The organism is Halomicrobium katesii DSM 19301 (assembly GCF_000379085.1).
GTDB lineage: Archaea > Halobacteriota > Halobacteria > Halobacteriales > Haloarculaceae > Halomicrobium > Halomicrobium katesii.
The window spans coordinates 340,531-354,625 of the sequence record NZ_KB905379.1 but is presented as its reverse complement, the minus strand read 5'-3'; the positions used below and the strand labels follow the sequence as shown (position 1 = coordinate 354,625).

The following is a 14,095-nucleotide window of genomic DNA, read 5'->3' as shown; positions in this document are numbered from 1 at the left end:
GATAGTGGTCTGGCCCGGCGACCAGTCTCTGCGAATCCGCGGCCGGTGCGCAGCGCGCGCGACGACCGCCTGCCAAAGAGTCTGCGATCAGGTTCGTCGCCGACGCGCTCGAACGGGTTCTCTGGCAGTGTGAAAAGAAGCCCTGAACTTCGGTTGAGCGAGTGAGCCGGCGACGCGGTCGCCGGAGACGACTGTTTACTGATAGTCGACTTCGCCGTCGCCCTCGCCGATCCACGCGCCGCGGTCGGGTTCACGCGACTGCAGCGGATCGATGTCCTTGTACCACGGGACGTTCTTCAGCTGCTCTTTGTTGTAGGCGAACTCGTCTTTGGTGTCGGCCGTGAACTCGAAGTTCTGGGTCAGCAGGATGGCGTCGACCGGACAGACCTCCTCGCAGAGTCGGCAGTAGATACACTGCCCGATGTGGAGGTTGTACTGTTCGCCGTTTCGCTGGTCGTCGGTGACGATCTGGATCGTGTTGTTCGGACAGACGTTCTCGCACTGGCGACACCAGATACACCGCTCCTGGCTGAACTTGTGAACACCGCGGAAGCGCGGGCTCACTTCGGGTACCTCTTCGGGGTACGAGACCGTGAAGGTCTCGCCGTCCAGCGCGTGCTTCATCGTCGTTGCCATCGATTTCAGGATTCCGATCATAGCAGGTCACCTCGGGTTGTGGTCGTCGCGTTCATCAGGCGATCACCCCGACGATCCCGGCCGTCAGGAGCAGGTTCGCGAAGGCCAGCACAAGCAGGCCCTTCCAGCCGATCTCGATGAGCTGGTCGATCCGGACCCGTGGGATCGCGGAACGCGCCCACTGGGTGAACAGGTAGATCCCGACGATCTTGATCAGGAACCAGACGATACCCGGCAACACCGGGCCGGCCGGCCCGCCCAGGAAGATCGTCGCGATGATCGCACCGCCGAGGAAGATGTGGATGAACTCCGAGAGGTACGCGAGCACGAAGTACACCGAGGAGTACTCGGTCTGCCACCCGGCGACGATCTCGGTCGGCGCTTCGGGAATGTCGAACGGGTTCCGTCCGACCTCCGCGAGGTTCGCGACCATGAACAGCACGAACGCGAAGGGGTTGACGAACGCGTACCACGACGGGATCGCGAGGCCGCCGAGGCTGAACAGCGCCGTGCTCTGGGCCGCGACGATCTCGCTCAGGCGGAGCGTCCCGGCGAAAAGCGCCACGGACATCCCCGTCAGGATCAGCGGAATCTCGTAGGCGAGGTTCTGTGCGACCGCGCGCAGTCCCCCGAGGAACGAGTACTTGTTGTTCGACGAGTAGCCGGCCATCACGAGCCCGAGCGAGGCGACAGACGCCATCGCGAACACGTAGGCCAGTCCCGTCTCCGGGTCGGCGATCTGGATGCCGTTCCCCATAGGGATGACGGCGAAGCCGGCCAGCGCCGAGAAGACCATGATGAGCGGCCCCAGGTCCCAGGCCGGACGGTCGACGCCCTCCGGAACGATCAGTTCCTTCGAGAGGAGCCGGAGCGCGTCTGCCGGGATGATCAGGATGCCCGCCGGCCCGTGTCGGTTGACAGCGATCCGGTCGGTGAACGCTGCCGTGATCTTCCGCTTGCCCCAGATCCCCGAGACGGCGACCAGGGCGAGCAGTCCAGACGCGATCACACCGGACGCGACGACCGCTATCACGAACAGGACCAGCGGGTTCGACGGGTCCAGTCCGAGCAGGTTCGCGAGCGTGTCGGGAAGCGGCGTCTCGGATTGCATTACCGGTCCACCTCCCCGAGCACGATGTCGAGGCTGCCCAGCGAGGCGATCATGTCAGGGATGTACTCGCCTTCCGACATCGTCGGCAGCGTGTGGAGGTTGCTGAAACACGGGCTGCGGATCTTGAACCGCGCCGGCTTGTCGGTGCCGTCCGAGCGGATGTAGATACCCAGCTCGCCTTTCGCACCCTCGACCGCACGGTAGATCTCGCGGTCGGGGTCCGGGCGCAGCGTACGGGGCACGTTGGCCTGAATCTCGCGCTCGTCTTCGGGCCAGTCTTCCAGCAGGTCGACGCACTGCTCGATGATCTTGGCCGACTCCTCGACCTCGCGCATGCGGACGAGCAGGCGCGAGAAGTTGTCACAGCCGTCCTCCGTGACGACGTCCCAGTCGAGTTCGTCGTAGTAGCCGTAGGGGTCGTCGCGACGGAGGTCGTAGTCGATGCCGGAACCGCGTGCGACCGGGCCCGTCGCGCCGTAGCTCTTGGCGTCTTCCGGCGGCAGGACCCCCGTGTCGACGGTCCGCATCTGGAGAATCTCGTTGTTCGTCAGCAGGTCGTGATACTCGGTGAGTTTCTCCGGGAGGCCGTCGACGAAGTCACGGACCTTCTCGAAGTACTCCTCGCGGGGCTCTGGCAGGTCCCAGGCAACGCCGCCCAGCCGGAAGTAGTTGAACATCAGCCGCTGGCCGGTCAGGTCTTCGAGGAGGTTCTGGACGACCTCGCGGTCGCGGATACCGTACATGAACGTCGCGGTGAAGTCCCCGTTGATGTCCAGCGCGAACGTCGACACCGCGAGCATGTGTGCGGCGATCCGGGACATCTCTGCGCCCATCGTTCGGATGACTTGGGCGTAGTCGGGCACGTCGATGTCCGCCAGGTCCTCGGCGGCGCGGGCGTAGGCCCACTCGTTGAGCAGGCCGGCCGAGATGTAGTCCCAGCGGTCCGGGTACGGCATGATCTGGTGGCGATAGGTCCCCTGCTGGCACATCTGCTCCTCGCAGCGGTGGAGGTAGCCGATGTCGGGTTCGAGGTCGGCGATCTGCTCGCCGTCGAGTGCGGTCTTGATGTGGAGCACACCGTGAGTCGCCGGGTGGTGTGGCCCGATGTTGACGAACATCGTGTCCGGGTCGCTCGGGCTCCGCTTGTCGTCTTGCAGCGGGTTCGCGTGTTCCCGCAGCGGGACGATCTGGGGCTTGTCCTGGTTGTAGTCCAGCGAGAGGGGGTGACCCTGCCACGTCTCGGGGAGGAGAATACGGCGGAGATCCGGATGGTCGTCGTACTCGATCCCCACGAGGTCGTAGGCCTCGCGTTCGTGCCAGTCGGCGGTCTCGTACACGTCGGCACCGGACTGGTTGTGCGGGTCGTCACGCGGCGAGGGCACGACGACGCTGACTTCCTGTGTCGGGTCGTCGTACTTTTTGAGGTGGTAGATCGATTCGTAGCGGTCCTGGTACTCCTGTGCGGTGACACAGGAACAGAAGTCGAACCCGGCCTCGGTCTTCAGGGTCGAGAGCACGGCCTGCACGTCGTCGGGTCGGACGACGAACCCCTCAGCGTTGACGTGGCTCTCGCGACCGATGACGTAGTCGTCGATCAGCGCCTCGATCTGGTCGTAGTCCAGTCCGTCGTCCGTGACGCCGACGTCGAGCTGCGTCGACGGTTCAGGTTCTTCGAGACTCATGCGAGACACCTCCGAGTCATGGCGAATCAGCCCAGTTGTACCGCATCACGAGGTCCTCCTCGTCGATCTCGGCGGCCAGTTTGTCGACGAGTTCGTCCTGTTCGAGGTCGCCGAACTGTTCGAGCTCGTAGGGTTTGACCGTGACCGGCGCGGACTCGCCGTTGGCGATCCGCTCCTGGAGTTTCGCGACGCCGTAGATCAGCGCCTCGGGGCGGGGCGGGCAGCCGGGGACGTGGATGTCCACCGGGATGACCTCCTCGGCACCCTTGATGACGTTGTACCCTTCCTGGAACGGGCCCCCAGAGATGGTACACGATCCCATCGAGACGACGAACTTCGGCTCGGGCATCTGGTCGTAGACCCGCTTCATCCGCGGGGCGAACTTGGAGACGATCGTCCCGGGGACGATGATCACGTCCGCCTGTCGCGGCGAGGCGCGCGGGACGCCGGCACCGAAGCGGTCGAGGTCGTGCTTGACCGCGTAGGTGTGCATCATCTCGATGCTGCAACAGGCGATCCCGAACTGTAGCATGAACATCGAGGAGCCCCGCACCCAGTTCATGAACTTGTCGAACTTCGTGAGGATGAACGGCGTCGAGCCGAACGCCTCCCGAAGCTTGGAGTTGAAGCGGTCGTCAGCACCGCTCCCGATCCGGGCTTCCTGTGTAGACTGTGCGTCGCCGGGTGTTGGTTGGTCACTACTCATTGTTCGTACTCAGTTGCCGAGTTGCCCGCGGGCTTTTGACCCACTGTACAGCGCCGTTGCGCCACGCCCAGGCGAGCCCCGCGACCAGGACCCCGAGGAACAGAAGCATGGGGAACAGCACCTGCTCGTAGCCGAGGGCACCGACCGCGTCCCGATAGATGACCGTCCAGGGGAAGATGAGGACGGTCTCGATGTCGAAGACGACGAACAGCAGCGCGACCATGTAGTACTGGATGTTGAATCTGATCTGCTGGCTGCTGCCGGTCGGAATTTCACCGCTCTCGTAGGTGGCGCGTTTGCCTTGTTCGGGCACGCTCGGTCGTAACAGCGCCGATACCGATATCATGCTCAACGGAATCAGGACGCCGACGAGCGCGAGCGCGCCGATCGCAATCCATGGATTACTCATTCCGGAATCTCCTATCGTTCGTGACTATCGACCGCTGGCATATAAGGGTTGATTCTTGTGATTTCCGGGGATTCCAGTGGCCTACGACAGCCACGCCCGGGCGTCGGTGCTCGGAGCGCGTCGAGAGCCGGCTCAGCCGGGCTACTCCCCGTCCCAGTACGTCGATTTGAACTCCGGCGTCCCGAGTTCGTGCAGATCGCGAGACACCGTGCCGACCTCGTCCTGTAGCTCGTCGTGGTACCCCTGCAGGCGCTCGCGAAGTTCGGGGTGTTTCCGCGAGAGGATCTGCGCCGCGGTGAGAGCGGCGTTGAACGACTTGCCGGCGTCGACGGCCGTGATCGGCGCGCCCTGTGGCATCCCGATCACGCTGTCGACGGACTTCTCCTGGACCGGAACGCCGATCACCGGCAGCGGGTAGGCGATCGAGGCGGTCATGTTCGGGAGGTCCGCGCTCTTCCCGCCCGCGCCCGCGATGACGACATCGAGACCGCGGGCCTCGGCCGTCTCGGCGTAGGCGTACATCAGTTCCGGCGTCCGGTGGGCCGAGACGACGAAGCTCTCGAACGTAAAGCGAGCCTCGGGCGCGTCGGTGAAGTCGGTCTGTTCGGCAAAGCCCAGTTCCTCGGCGAGGGCAGCGTAGGCACCCGGACGCTTTCCCTTGCCGCCGGCCATCGTCGCCAGGTCCGAGTCCGAGCCCATGACGATTCCCACGTCGGGGGTCGCCTCGTTCGGACGGTCCATCTCGGCTTCCTCGCGGAGCTGGTCGATCAGCGACTGCACGCTCTCCGAGTCTGTCATGAACGCCTCTCCGTCCCGCTGGGCCGTAAGTGTGGGCGATCCGTCGCCGGTCACTCGACGGCGTCTTGAAGCGAGACGAGGAGATCGATCAGCTCCTCGCGGGTCATGTCGTCGAAATCGTTCCGAGAGAGCTCCCGAAACTCCATGAAATCGTCGTCGTCGAGACCGAACTCCAGCAGCGTGTCGCCGCCAGGGTCGGCGACGAGCCGATCGCCGCCGGGGCGGTCGACCAGCGCGACCGGCACCACGCCGCCGGCGTCGCGGACCGTCGACAGGAAGTTCGAGAAGATCTGTTCCGGAGTCGTGCCGGCCTCGTGCTGGCGGACGATGTCCCGGTGGGCCGCGCGGTAGAGCTCGGACTCGGTGTCGATGTTCGGGTACGCGCGAGAGAGCTGGTAGGCGAGCGTCGGCGGCCGGGTGTAGTGGGCGTGGCGCTCCGCCGTGAGCCACTCGGGAAAGTCGTCTGGCAGCTCGGACATGTCAGACAGTACGACAGCCGTTCAGAAAAGTACTAACAATTAGCAAAACGCCTCGCGGAACTGTAACTGAGGTTTATTTCGGCCGGGACGAAATTGAGGGTGCGGTTCCTATCAGAGGCACGCGGCGCGACTCTCTTCCCGTGGCGGGGACTGGACATGGCCTCGCCACGCCCGACACGAATCGAGACGGACAGTGGTCACTGCGAGCGGGACTGGAAGGTCAGTCGCTCTCGCAGTGCCCGAACGTCCGCGAGTAGTTTGCCCGTCGTCTCGCCGTCGCCGACGAGGGTCACGTGTCCCATCTTCCGGAGCCGGTACACCGCTCGCTTTCCGTACCAGTGGAGGTGCGCCCGAGGCGTCTCGAAGACCGCGTCTTCGCCCGAGAGTGTCGCACGCTGGCGGTCCGGTACGTCGCCCAGCACGTTTGCCGAAACCGTCGGTCCACGGCGCTCGGTCGTCCCGAGCGGTCGCCCGGTGACGGCCCGAACGTGCTGTTCGAACTGCGAGGTGTGACACCCCTCGATAGTCCAGTGGCCCGAGTTGTGGGGGCGGGGCGCGATCTCGTTGAGCAGGATCTCGCCGTCGCTCGTCTCGAACAGCTCGATCCCGTAGACGCCCCGCCCCTCCATCGCGTCGAGTACGTCGAGCGCGACCGCTCTGGCTCGTTCTCGAACGTCCTCGTCGGCTCGCGGAGGAGAGACCGTCTCTCGGAGGATCTCCTCGCGGTGGATCGTCTCGGTGACCGGGAACGTGTCGCGCTCGTCGGCTCCCAGACAGCCCATCACGGCCAGTTCCCGCTCGAAGTCGATCATCTCCTCGGCCATCGCCGGCCCCTGGATCGCGTCGAGGGCGTCGGTCACGTCGTCGGGCGACTCGACCGGGTAGTTGCCCCGCCCGTCGTAGCCGCCTTCGCGGGCCTTGAGCATCAGGGGATAGCCCAGTTCCTCGCCCGCCGCCCGGAGATCGTCCTCGTCGTCGACCTGCCGGAAGGCCGGGACCGGGACGCCAGCGTCGCCGAGGCGGCGTTTCTGGACGAGCTTGTCCTGGATGAGTCGGAGCGTGTCCGGCTTCGGGTGTACCGGAACGCCGGTCTCCTCGGCGACCTGCTCCAGTGCGTCCGGGTCGGTCAGCTCGATCTCGAAGGTGAGGTAGTCGGCGCGCTCGGCGACGGCTCGAATCGTCGAGAGCTCGTCGAAATCGCCCACGAGCGCGTCGCTCGCGACCGGGCCGGCCGGCGGGTCCTCGGTCGGATCGGTCACGACGAGATCGACGCCCAGCGGCGCGGCGGCCTCCGCCAGCATCCGTCCGAGCTGACCGCCGCCGACGACGCCCAGCGTCACGCCTGGTGTCGAGATGGTCATGTGCGAGGGGTTCCGACCGACCCGCTTAAGCGTTGCCTCACGGACCGACGCGACGGACGGATCTCACCTCCCGGTCGCGCTCGACGCGGTCGTGGACCCAGAAGGTCATCCGCGTGCCGTTCGCTCGCATCTCGTAGGTCTCCCGGCTGTACGCGTCGCGCAGCGCCGCCTCGGGGGTCGTCCGGTCCGAGGCGACCGTGACGACGACGGCCGGCGGCCCGTCGTCGAGGCGATCCGTGACGTTACCGGGCGTCCTCGCACAGTCCACGTCGGCGTCGCTGGTGGCGAAGTACCAGGGCAACGGCAGCGCGTTGAACCACTTGCTACAGAGGGGCCGATAGTTGAACTTCGAGCGGTTCCAGCCGGCACGGTCCCGCTCGACGAGGGCCTCGTCGTCGGCCCAGCGATCCCCCTCCTCGCCGTAGAACAGCAACACGTCCGGCCCGGGTCGGTCGTCGCCGGCCGCTCGATCGATCGCTTCGAGTTCGGCCCGCGGGCTGTCGCCGGGCTGGGCGTACTGGACCAGATAGTTGTCCTCGGACCGGTCGTTCAGGTACACCGAGTTCGTGACGACGCCGGCAGTCGCGCCGCCGACGAGCAACAGGACCGCCGCGGCGGTCGTGAGCCCGACCGCGTCGTCCGCGACGAACGCGCCCCGCGCCCAGTCGACGATCCGAGCGAGCCCCACGGCGGCCGGAATCGAGAGCGGGACGAGCGCGTGGACGACGAGCCAGGCCCCGAAGATGTCCGTCCCCAGCGGATAGCCAAGCACCGAGACGAACCCGCAGTAGCCGGCGAGCATCACGAGGTTCCGGCTCTCCGCGCGCCCGTATCGCTCGGCGGCGAACCCGACGACCGAGAGTACCGTCAGGGGCGCTGCCTTCAGCCCCATGACACGAACGAACCGGCCGAGATACTCGACGTACGTGCTGGCGATGCTCTCCTCGCCGCTCTCGCCGGCCTGCCCGAACCACTCGCCGTACTCGAACCGAACGTGGGCCCAGGTCTCTTCGAGCAGCGTCGGCAACTGCGCCGGGTCCCCGACCGCCTGCCAGAGCATCACCTGCTCTGTCGTCCCCGGCGGGTGGTACAGCCCCGCCTCGCCCGCACCTCGCGGTGCGTAGAAGAACAGGCTGAGCGCGAGAAAGACCGCGGCGACGCCGACGAGATGCAGCAGTATCCGCCCGCCTCGGGAGCGCCAGCCCGGAGACCGCTCGGGCGAGGACCCGCCGTTGGCGGCCGTCGGCGCGTCCCCGCGGACGCGACCGGCCAGCGCCCGCAGTTTCGCCAGGAGGAGCGCCGAGCCGCTCGCGTCGTTCCGGGGACGGTACAGCGCCTGGTCGGCGAGCAGACCGACCGCGCCGAGCCACGTCAGCACGTAGAGAATCGCGTTCTCCTTCGAGGCGAAGCCACACGCCATCAGCGCCCCGGCGGCGTAGACGTAGCGCCAGCGCCGGGTGTCGTAGAACCGCACGAGAGCACCCAGCGCGAGGAACATGAACGTCGCGACCAGCAGGTCGCTGCGCATGAACCGCGAGTAGTAGAGGACGACGGGGTTGACGGCCAGGAAGAGCGCCATCGCGAGCAGTTCGACCCTGCGGAGGTGCTCGCGAAACAGCAGCGCCGACAGCGGGAGCGTCGCGCTGATCAGCGCGACCGGGAGCCGCATCGTGAAGTCGTTGGCACCCACCAGCGGGAACAGCCAGCCGTTGACGTGCTGGACGAAGGGGCCGTGGATGATCCGGCGGTAGGCGAACGACCCCGTCTCGACGTAGTAGGTGATCCAGTAGCCGACGCGCGCTTCGTCCCAGTGGGCGATGCGGTCACCCAGGAAGGCCAGTCGGAGGACGAGACCGACGGCCGCCACCGCGAGGACCAGACCGACGGTCGTCGTCGCCAGCGTCCGAAGCGATCTGCCGTCGTCGCCCGGGTCGCCAGCCTCACCGTCCGTCTCCTGTGGAGGGCGCTCGGAGTCGGTGTCGGGGCCGGACGAATGCATACCGGCCACTGAAACGAGGCCCGCTTAGAACACTTCTGGTTCGCGGTAGACCGACGCCGTCCGATCGGCGCGGACTCGGCCGTAAGCGGTACTTCTTTTAGCTCTCCCACCCGCCACTCGGGTATGGTGCAGCTCGGGCTCGTCGTCGCCCAGTACGACAAACACGGGCAGGTTATCGAAGCGATGGAAGCGTCGGCGCGCGAGGCCGCCAGCGATCACGACGCGACGATCGTCGCGACCCGCGAGGTGCCGGGGTCCTACGACACGCCGCTGGCCGCAGACCGGCTGGCGCGGCGCGAGGACGTCGACGCCGTCGCGGTGCTGGGCGCGATCGTCACCGGCGACACCGACCACGATCAGGTGATCGCCGACGCCGCCGCCCAGGGACTGACGCGGGTCAGCCTCGACCGCGACACCCCAGTGACGATGGGCGTCATCGGCCCGGGCATGAGCCAGGACGAGGCGACGGCACGGACCGACAAAGGCGGCGACGCCGTCGACAGTGCCGTCTCGCTCGCGACGGAACTGCGACAGTGAGCGCGGACCGACGACAACGACAGAGAGTACCACAATGACACAGGACTTCGCCGCACGTGTAGGACGAGTCGAACCGAGCGCGACGCTCGCGATCAGCAACAAGGCCGCCGAACTGGAGGCCCAGGGAGTCGACGTGGTCGACCTGAGCGTCGGCGAACCGGACTTCGACACGCCCGAGAACATCAAGGACGCCGCCAAGGCGGCCCTCGACGCCGGCCACACGGGGTATACCCCGACGAGCGGGATTCCGGAACTGAAGACCGCCATCGCCGAGAAGCTCCACGACGACGGGCTGACCCAGTACGGCGAAGACAACCTCATGGTCACGCCCGGCGGCAAGCAGGCCCTCTACGAGATCTTCCAGACGCTCATCGACGACGGGGACGAGGTCGTCCTGCTGGACCCGGCGTGGGTCTCCTACGAGGCGATGGTGAAACTCGCCGACGGCTCGCTGAAACGCGTCGACACCGCTGCCCACGACTTCCAGCTCGCGGGCGCGCTCGACGATCTCGCCGAGACGGTCAGCGACGACACGGAACTGCTCGTGGTGAACTCGCCGGGCAACCCCCACGGCGCGGTCTACACCGACGAGGCCCTCGAAGGCGTTCGCGACCTGGCCGTCGAGCACGACTTCCAGGTCATCTCCGACGAGATCTACAAGGAGATCACCTACGACGGCCGCGAGGCGACCTCGCTGGGGACGCTGGACGGCATAGAAGACCGGACCATCACGCTCAACGGCTTCTCGAAGGCCTACTCGATGACCGGCTGGCGGCTCGGCTACTTCGCCGGCCCCGAGGAGCTGATCGACGAGGCCGGGAAGGTCCACGGCCACTCCGTCTCCTGTGCCGTCAACTTCGTCCAGCACGCGGGCGTCGAGGCGATCCGCAACACCGAGAGCGAGGTCGAGGAGATGGTCGAAGCCTTCGACGAACGGCGCACCTTCCTCAAGGACCTCTTCGAGGAGCGGGGCGTCCACGTCCCCGAGCCCCAGGGAGCCTTCTACATGATGCCCGAGGTCGCGCCCGACGGCGACGACGACGCCTGGTGCGAGGAAGCGATCGAGGAGGCCCACGTCGCCACCGTGCCGGGCCACGCCTTCGGGACGCCGGGCTACGCGCGCATCTCCTACGCCAACAGCAAGGAGCGGCTCGAAGAAGCCGTCGAGCGACTCGACGACGCCGGTCTGCTGTAGTACCACCGTTTTCTACTTCGGATTCGCGAGCGCAGCGAGCGAACCACTTGCGCAAAAACGTGGGTGAAAACGGCCGCCCCCCACTCCGATCGGGGCAGTGAATCGAGCGAGAAGCAATCTCCAGACCGAAGACCGCAACCCAGTCACCTCCGTTCGTCCAGAATCTTCTCGATGATCGATCCCGTCGAGAGGATCTCGTCCTCGCTGGCTTTTCGCGGTCCGGCCCGACGCACTTCGCAGTCGAGGCCACGCTCGTCGAGTGCCGTCTCGATCCCCTCGACCTCGTGGTGCTGGTCGTAGCCCAGCGCGATCACGTCGGGTTCGATCTGCTCGATGGGGACGAAGATGTCCTCGGCGTGGCCCAGCCGGGCGTCGTCGACGGGATCGAGGGCTTCGACCATCTCGACGCGCTGGCGGTCGGGGACGACCGGTGGCGCTTTGTGCGTGACGTTCTGGCTACGGGCGACGATGACGTGGAGTCGGTCGCCCATCGCCTTCGCTTCCCGAAGATAGTGGACGTGTCCGGGGTGGAGGATGTCGAAGGTCCCCTGGGCGACGACGTCGCGGGTCACCACTCGTCCTCCCGCAACTCGGCGTCGATGTCCGCCTGGGTGAAGTCGAAGAACTCCTCCTCTGGCGGGTCCACGTCCAGCACGTCGAGTTCGATCGGCTGGCCCTCGTTGTCGAACGCCTGCCAGTCGTCTTTCCCGTAGGGCGCGCCGACGATGATGTGTACGTCGCCGCGGCCGAACGTCTGCAGGTCGGCGTCGCTCGGCTTGAGCACGCCGTTGGGGTGGGAGTGGATCGATCCCGCGGCCCGCAGGTCGTTGGGTACCATGCTCGTCTTGAGCGTCGCGCTCACCGGGTTCGATTCCGTTCCGGGGATCACGAGCACGTCGGACAGTACCGTGCCGTCCTCGTCCAGTCCGAGTGTGCGTGCGTCCTCGCCGCGCAGGATCCCCATGTACTCGTTGGGGTGGCTCTCCTCCGACGCCGCGAGGGCGAACTCGAGCGCGGAGTCGGCGATGCCGAGGATCCCGCCCGAGCGAAACAGGCCCATGTCTGAACGTGTGGTATCGCGCCTTCTAAACTTTCCGAGGAGCGTGCGGTGGGAGCGACCACGGAAAAGAGGCGACGTTCCGTACGAACGCCCGCCCTGGCGGAGGTCGAGACGACGGCGTGCGTCGCCGTTGTCCGGTCGGCGTGACGGGCAGTTGCCGGCGCGACGATACCGAAGCATAAAAACGCGGTAGCGACCAAGACAGGTCAAATGTCTCCGCCAGCCGGCACCGACACGGGTGCCCCGGTTCCCGACGGGGGAACCGTCGTTTACGAACTCGCTGACGGCTGCACCCTCGACGACGTCGAGGAGGGCAGCTGCTACGTTGGTACAGTCAACGGCGTCGTCGAGTACGGCGTCTTCGTCGATCTCTCGGAAGAACTGTCCGGGCTCGTCCACGACTCGAACCTCGTCGGCGACTACGACGTGGGCGACGAGCTCGTCGTCGAGCTCGCCGAGGTGCGAGAGAACGGCGACGTGAGCTTCGAAGAGGTCCAGTTCGCCGACTACACGACCGAAGCGGTCGGCCGCGGGACCGACGCCGTCGTCGACGACCTCGCGGACGTGACCGGCGAGACAGTCACGGTCCGGGGCGAGATTCTCCAGATCAAACAGACCGGCGGCCCGACGATCTTCCAGCTCCGAGACGAGAGCGGCGTCGTTCCCTGCGCGGCCTTCGACGAGGCCGGCGTCCGGGCGTTCCCGGCCGTCGACCTCGGCGACGTGGCCGAGGTGACCGGCCGCGTCGAGAGCCGCAACGGCGGCGTCCAGGTCGAGGTCGAGGAGCTGACCGTCCTCGGGAGCGACCGCGAGCGGGCTGTCCGTGACGACATCGACGAGGCGCTGGACGAAGCCGCCGAGCCGGCCGACATCGACCCGCTGGTCGAGTGGCCGGCCTTCGAGAAGCTGTGGGACGACCTCAGAGACGTGGCCCGGCAGCTCCGTCGGACCGTCCTCGAAGGACGGCCGATCCGGATGCGACACCACGCCGACGGCGACGGCCTCTGTGCCAGCGTCCCGCTACAGCTCGCGCTAGAGCGGTTCGTCGCACGGCACTACCAGGACGACGAGGCGGGCCGACACATGCTCAAGCGGCTGCCGAGCAAGGCACCCTACTACGAGCTGGAGGACGTGACCCGCGACCTCAACTTCGCGCTGGAGAACCGCGAGCGTCACGGCCAGAAGCTCCCGCTGGTCCTGATGCTCGACAACGGCTCGACCGAGGAGGACACGCCGGCCTACCGGAACCTCCGACACTACGACATCCCCGTGGTCGTCGTCGACCACCACCACCCCGATCCCGAGGCCGTCGAGCCGCTGATCGACGCCCACGTCAACCCCTACCTCCACGACGAGGACTACCGGATCACGACCGGGATGATGTGCGTCGAACTCGCCCGCATGATCGACCCGTCGCTGACCGACGAGCTACGCCACGTCCCGGCGGTCGCCGGAGTCTCGGACCGCTCCGAGGGCGAGGCCATGCCCGAGTACGTCGAGCTGGCCCGACAGGAGGGCTACGACGAGGCAGACCTCCGAGACGTCGGCGAAGCACTCGACTACGCAACCTTCTGGCTCAAGTACGACGACGGTCGCGAACTGATCGACGACGCGCTGAACGTCAACTGCGACGACCGGGACCGCCACGAGGAGATCGTCGAGTTCCTCTCGACTCGGGCCGAGCGAGACGTCGACACCCAGCTCGACGCCGCGATGGACCACCTCGAACACGAGCGCCTGGACAACGGCGCACACCTCTACCAGATCGACGTGGAACACCACGCCCATCGCTTTACCTACCCTGCGCCGGGCAAGACCACGGGCAAGATCCACGACCGCAAGGTCCAGGAGACCGGCGATCCCGTCATCACGATCGGCTACGGTCCGGACTTCGCCGTCCTCCGCTCTGACGGCGTCCGCCTCGACATTCCGGAGTACGTCACCGAGCTGAGTGACGAGATCGACGGCGGCGGCGTCAGCGGTGGGGGCCACCTTGTCGTCGGCTCCATCAAGTTCGTCAAGGGGATGCGCGAACAGGTGATCGACGCGCTGGTCGAGAAGATGGCCGACGCCGAGATCGACGAGGAACTACAGAGCACGGGCGTGCTGAGCCAGGACTGAC

14 protein-coding genes are annotated in these 14,095 nt (G+C 66.5%); 3 read left to right on the top strand and 11 right to left on the bottom strand.

The features are described 5' to 3' along the window. Nucleotides 1-195 precede the first annotated feature (195 nt). From HALKA_RS0117285 to HALKA_RS0117245, 9 genes are all read right to left on the bottom strand, one after another. Nucleotides 196-657: a NuoI/complex I 23 kDa subunit family protein gene (locus tag HALKA_RS0117285; protein ID WP_015762876.1), complete on the bottom strand. Its 462-nt coding sequence runs from the start codon at nucleotides 655-657 to the stop codon at nucleotides 196-198. 34 nt (nucleotides 658-691) lie between these two features. After that, nucleotides 692-1,747, bottom strand: a complete 1,056-nt coding sequence (locus HALKA_RS0117280) for a complex I subunit 1/NuoH family protein (RefSeq protein WP_018259179.1) — start codon at nucleotides 1,745-1,747, stop codon at nucleotides 692-694. Further along, on the bottom strand, nucleotides 1,747-3,429 hold the full coding sequence (locus HALKA_RS0117275) for an NADH-quinone oxidoreductase subunit D (RefSeq protein WP_018259178.1): 1,683 nt from the start codon (nucleotides 3,427-3,429) through the stop codon (nucleotides 1,747-1,749). Before HALKA_RS0117275 ends, HALKA_RS0117280 begins: the two co-directional genes overlap by 1 nt. A gap of 16 nt (nucleotides 3,430-3,445) precedes the next feature. Further along, complete coding sequence (locus HALKA_RS0117270) at nucleotides 3,446-4,135, bottom strand: NADH-quinone oxidoreductase subunit B (protein ID WP_015762873.1); 690 nt, start codon at nucleotides 4,133-4,135, stop codon at nucleotides 3,446-3,448. Then, entirely contained in the window at nucleotides 4,128-4,544 is a 417-nt protein-coding gene (locus tag HALKA_RS0117265; protein WP_015762872.1) for an NADH-quinone oxidoreductase subunit A, read from the bottom strand. Before HALKA_RS0117265 ends, HALKA_RS0117270 begins: the two co-directional genes overlap by 8 nt. A 141-nt stretch (nucleotides 4,545-4,685) precedes the next feature. Then, the gene (gene purE, locus HALKA_RS0117260; RefSeq protein ID WP_026190403.1) at nucleotides 4,686-5,342 is read right to left on the bottom strand and encodes a 5-(carboxyamino)imidazole ribonucleotide mutase; all 657 of its coding nucleotides are present in this window, start codon (nucleotides 5,340-5,342) and stop codon (nucleotides 4,686-4,688) included. A 50-nt stretch (nucleotides 5,343-5,392) separates the two neighbouring features. After that, the gene (locus HALKA_RS0117255) at nucleotides 5,393-5,821 is read right to left on the bottom strand and encodes a hypothetical protein (RefSeq protein WP_018259176.1); all 429 of its coding nucleotides are present in this window, start codon (nucleotides 5,819-5,821) and stop codon (nucleotides 5,393-5,395) included. A gap of 197 nt (nucleotides 5,822-6,018) precedes the next feature. Then, nucleotides 6,019-7,182: a 5-(carboxyamino)imidazole ribonucleotide synthase gene (locus tag HALKA_RS0117250; RefSeq protein ID WP_018259175.1), complete on the bottom strand. Its 1,164-nt coding sequence runs from the start codon at nucleotides 7,180-7,182 to the stop codon at nucleotides 6,019-6,021. Nucleotides 7,183-7,219: 37 nt separating this feature from the next. Continuing rightward, nucleotides 7,220-9,181 carry a flippase activity-associated protein Agl23 gene (locus HALKA_RS0117245; protein WP_018259174.1) on the bottom strand — a complete coding sequence of 654 codons (1,962 nt, stop codon included), beginning with the start codon at nucleotides 9,179-9,181 and terminating at the stop codon, nucleotides 7,220-7,222. A gap of 123 nt (nucleotides 9,182-9,304) precedes the next feature. On the opposite strand from HALKA_RS0117245, the gene ribH reads away from it, so the two are divergent. Together ribH and HALKA_RS0117235 are read left to right on the top strand one after the other, a co-directional pair. Further along, nucleotides 9,305-9,718: a 6,7-dimethyl-8-ribityllumazine synthase gene (gene ribH / locus HALKA_RS0117240; RefSeq protein ID WP_015762867.1), complete on the top strand. Its 414-nt coding sequence runs from the start codon at nucleotides 9,305-9,307 to the stop codon at nucleotides 9,716-9,718. Nucleotides 9,719-9,752: 34 nt separating this feature from the next. Beyond that, nucleotides 9,753-10,913, top strand: a complete 1,161-nt coding sequence (locus HALKA_RS0117235; protein ID WP_018259173.1) for a pyridoxal phosphate-dependent aminotransferase — start codon at nucleotides 9,753-9,755, stop codon at nucleotides 10,911-10,913. A 143-nt stretch (nucleotides 10,914-11,056) separates the two neighbouring features. On the opposite strand, the gene HALKA_RS0117230 is transcribed toward HALKA_RS0117235, so the two are convergent. Together HALKA_RS0117230 and HALKA_RS0117225 are read right to left on the bottom strand one after the other, a co-directional pair. Further along, entirely contained in the window at nucleotides 11,057-11,485 is a 429-nt protein-coding gene (locus tag HALKA_RS0117230) for an FAD synthase family protein (protein ID WP_026190402.1), read from the bottom strand. Further along, nucleotides 11,482-11,973 (bottom strand): JAB/MPN domain protein-containing protein, encoded by a 492-nt coding sequence (locus tag HALKA_RS0117225; protein ID WP_015762863.1) that lies wholly within the window; start codon nucleotides 11,971-11,973, stop codon nucleotides 11,482-11,484. The genes HALKA_RS0117230 and HALKA_RS0117225 overlap by 4 nt, the downstream gene beginning before the upstream one ends. A 210-nt stretch (nucleotides 11,974-12,183) precedes the next feature. On the opposite strand from HALKA_RS0117225, the gene HALKA_RS0117220 reads away from it, so the two are divergent. Further along, nucleotides 12,184-14,094 carry a Hef-associated nuclease gene (locus tag HALKA_RS0117220; protein WP_018259171.1) on the top strand — a complete coding sequence of 637 codons (1,911 nt, stop codon included), beginning with the start codon at nucleotides 12,184-12,186 and terminating at the stop codon, nucleotides 14,092-14,094. The last annotated feature ends 1 nt before the right edge of the window (nucleotide 14,095 follow it).

What these genes read in the sequence shown, in the direction of transcription:
- HALKA_RS0117235 (WP_018259173.1), top strand. Translation starts at nt 9,753, where the DNA reads ATGACACAGGACTTCGCCGCACGTGTAGGACGAGTCGAACCGAGCGCG.
- ribH (WP_015762867.1), top strand. Translation starts at nt 9,305, where the DNA reads ATGGTGCAGCTCGGGCTCGTCGTCGCCCAGTACGACAAACACGGGCAG.
- HALKA_RS0117220 (WP_018259171.1), top strand. Translation starts at nt 12,184, where the DNA reads ATGTCTCCGCCAGCCGGCACCGACACGGGTGCCCCGGTTCCCGACGGG.
- HALKA_RS0117280 (WP_018259179.1), bottom strand. Translation starts at nt 1,747, where the DNA reads ATGCAATCCGAGACGCCGCTTCCCGACACGCTCGCGAACCTGCTCGGA.
- HALKA_RS0117265 (WP_015762872.1), bottom strand. Translation starts at nt 4,544, where the DNA reads ATGAGTAATCCATGGATTGCGATCGGCGCGCTCGCGCTCGTCGGCGTC.
- HALKA_RS0117275 (WP_018259178.1), bottom strand. Translation starts at nt 3,429, where the DNA reads ATGAGTCTCGAAGAACCTGAACCGTCGACGCAGCTCGACGTCGGCGTC.
- purE (WP_026190403.1), bottom strand. Translation starts at nt 5,342, where the DNA reads ATGACAGACTCGGAGAGCGTGCAGTCGCTGATCGACCAGCTCCGCGAG.
- HALKA_RS0117225 (WP_015762863.1), bottom strand. Translation starts at nt 11,973, where the DNA reads ATGGGCCTGTTTCGCTCGGGCGGGATCCTCGGCATCGCCGACTCCGCG.
- HALKA_RS0117250 (WP_018259175.1), bottom strand. Translation starts at nt 7,182, where the DNA reads ATGACCATCTCGACACCAGGCGTGACGCTGGGCGTCGTCGGCGGCGGT.
- HALKA_RS0117285 (WP_015762876.1), bottom strand. Translation starts at nt 657, where the DNA reads ATGATCGGAATCCTGAAATCGATGGCAACGACGATGAAGCACGCGCTG.
- HALKA_RS0117245 (WP_018259174.1), bottom strand. Translation starts at nt 9,181, where the DNA reads ATGCATTCGTCCGGCCCCGACACCGACTCCGAGCGCCCTCCACAGGAG.
- HALKA_RS0117255 (WP_018259176.1), bottom strand. Translation starts at nt 5,821, where the DNA reads ATGTCCGAGCTGCCAGACGACTTTCCCGAGTGGCTCACGGCGGAGCGC.
- HALKA_RS0117270 (WP_015762873.1), bottom strand. Translation starts at nt 4,135, where the DNA reads ATGAGTAGTGACCAACCAACACCCGGCGACGCACAGTCTACACAGGAA.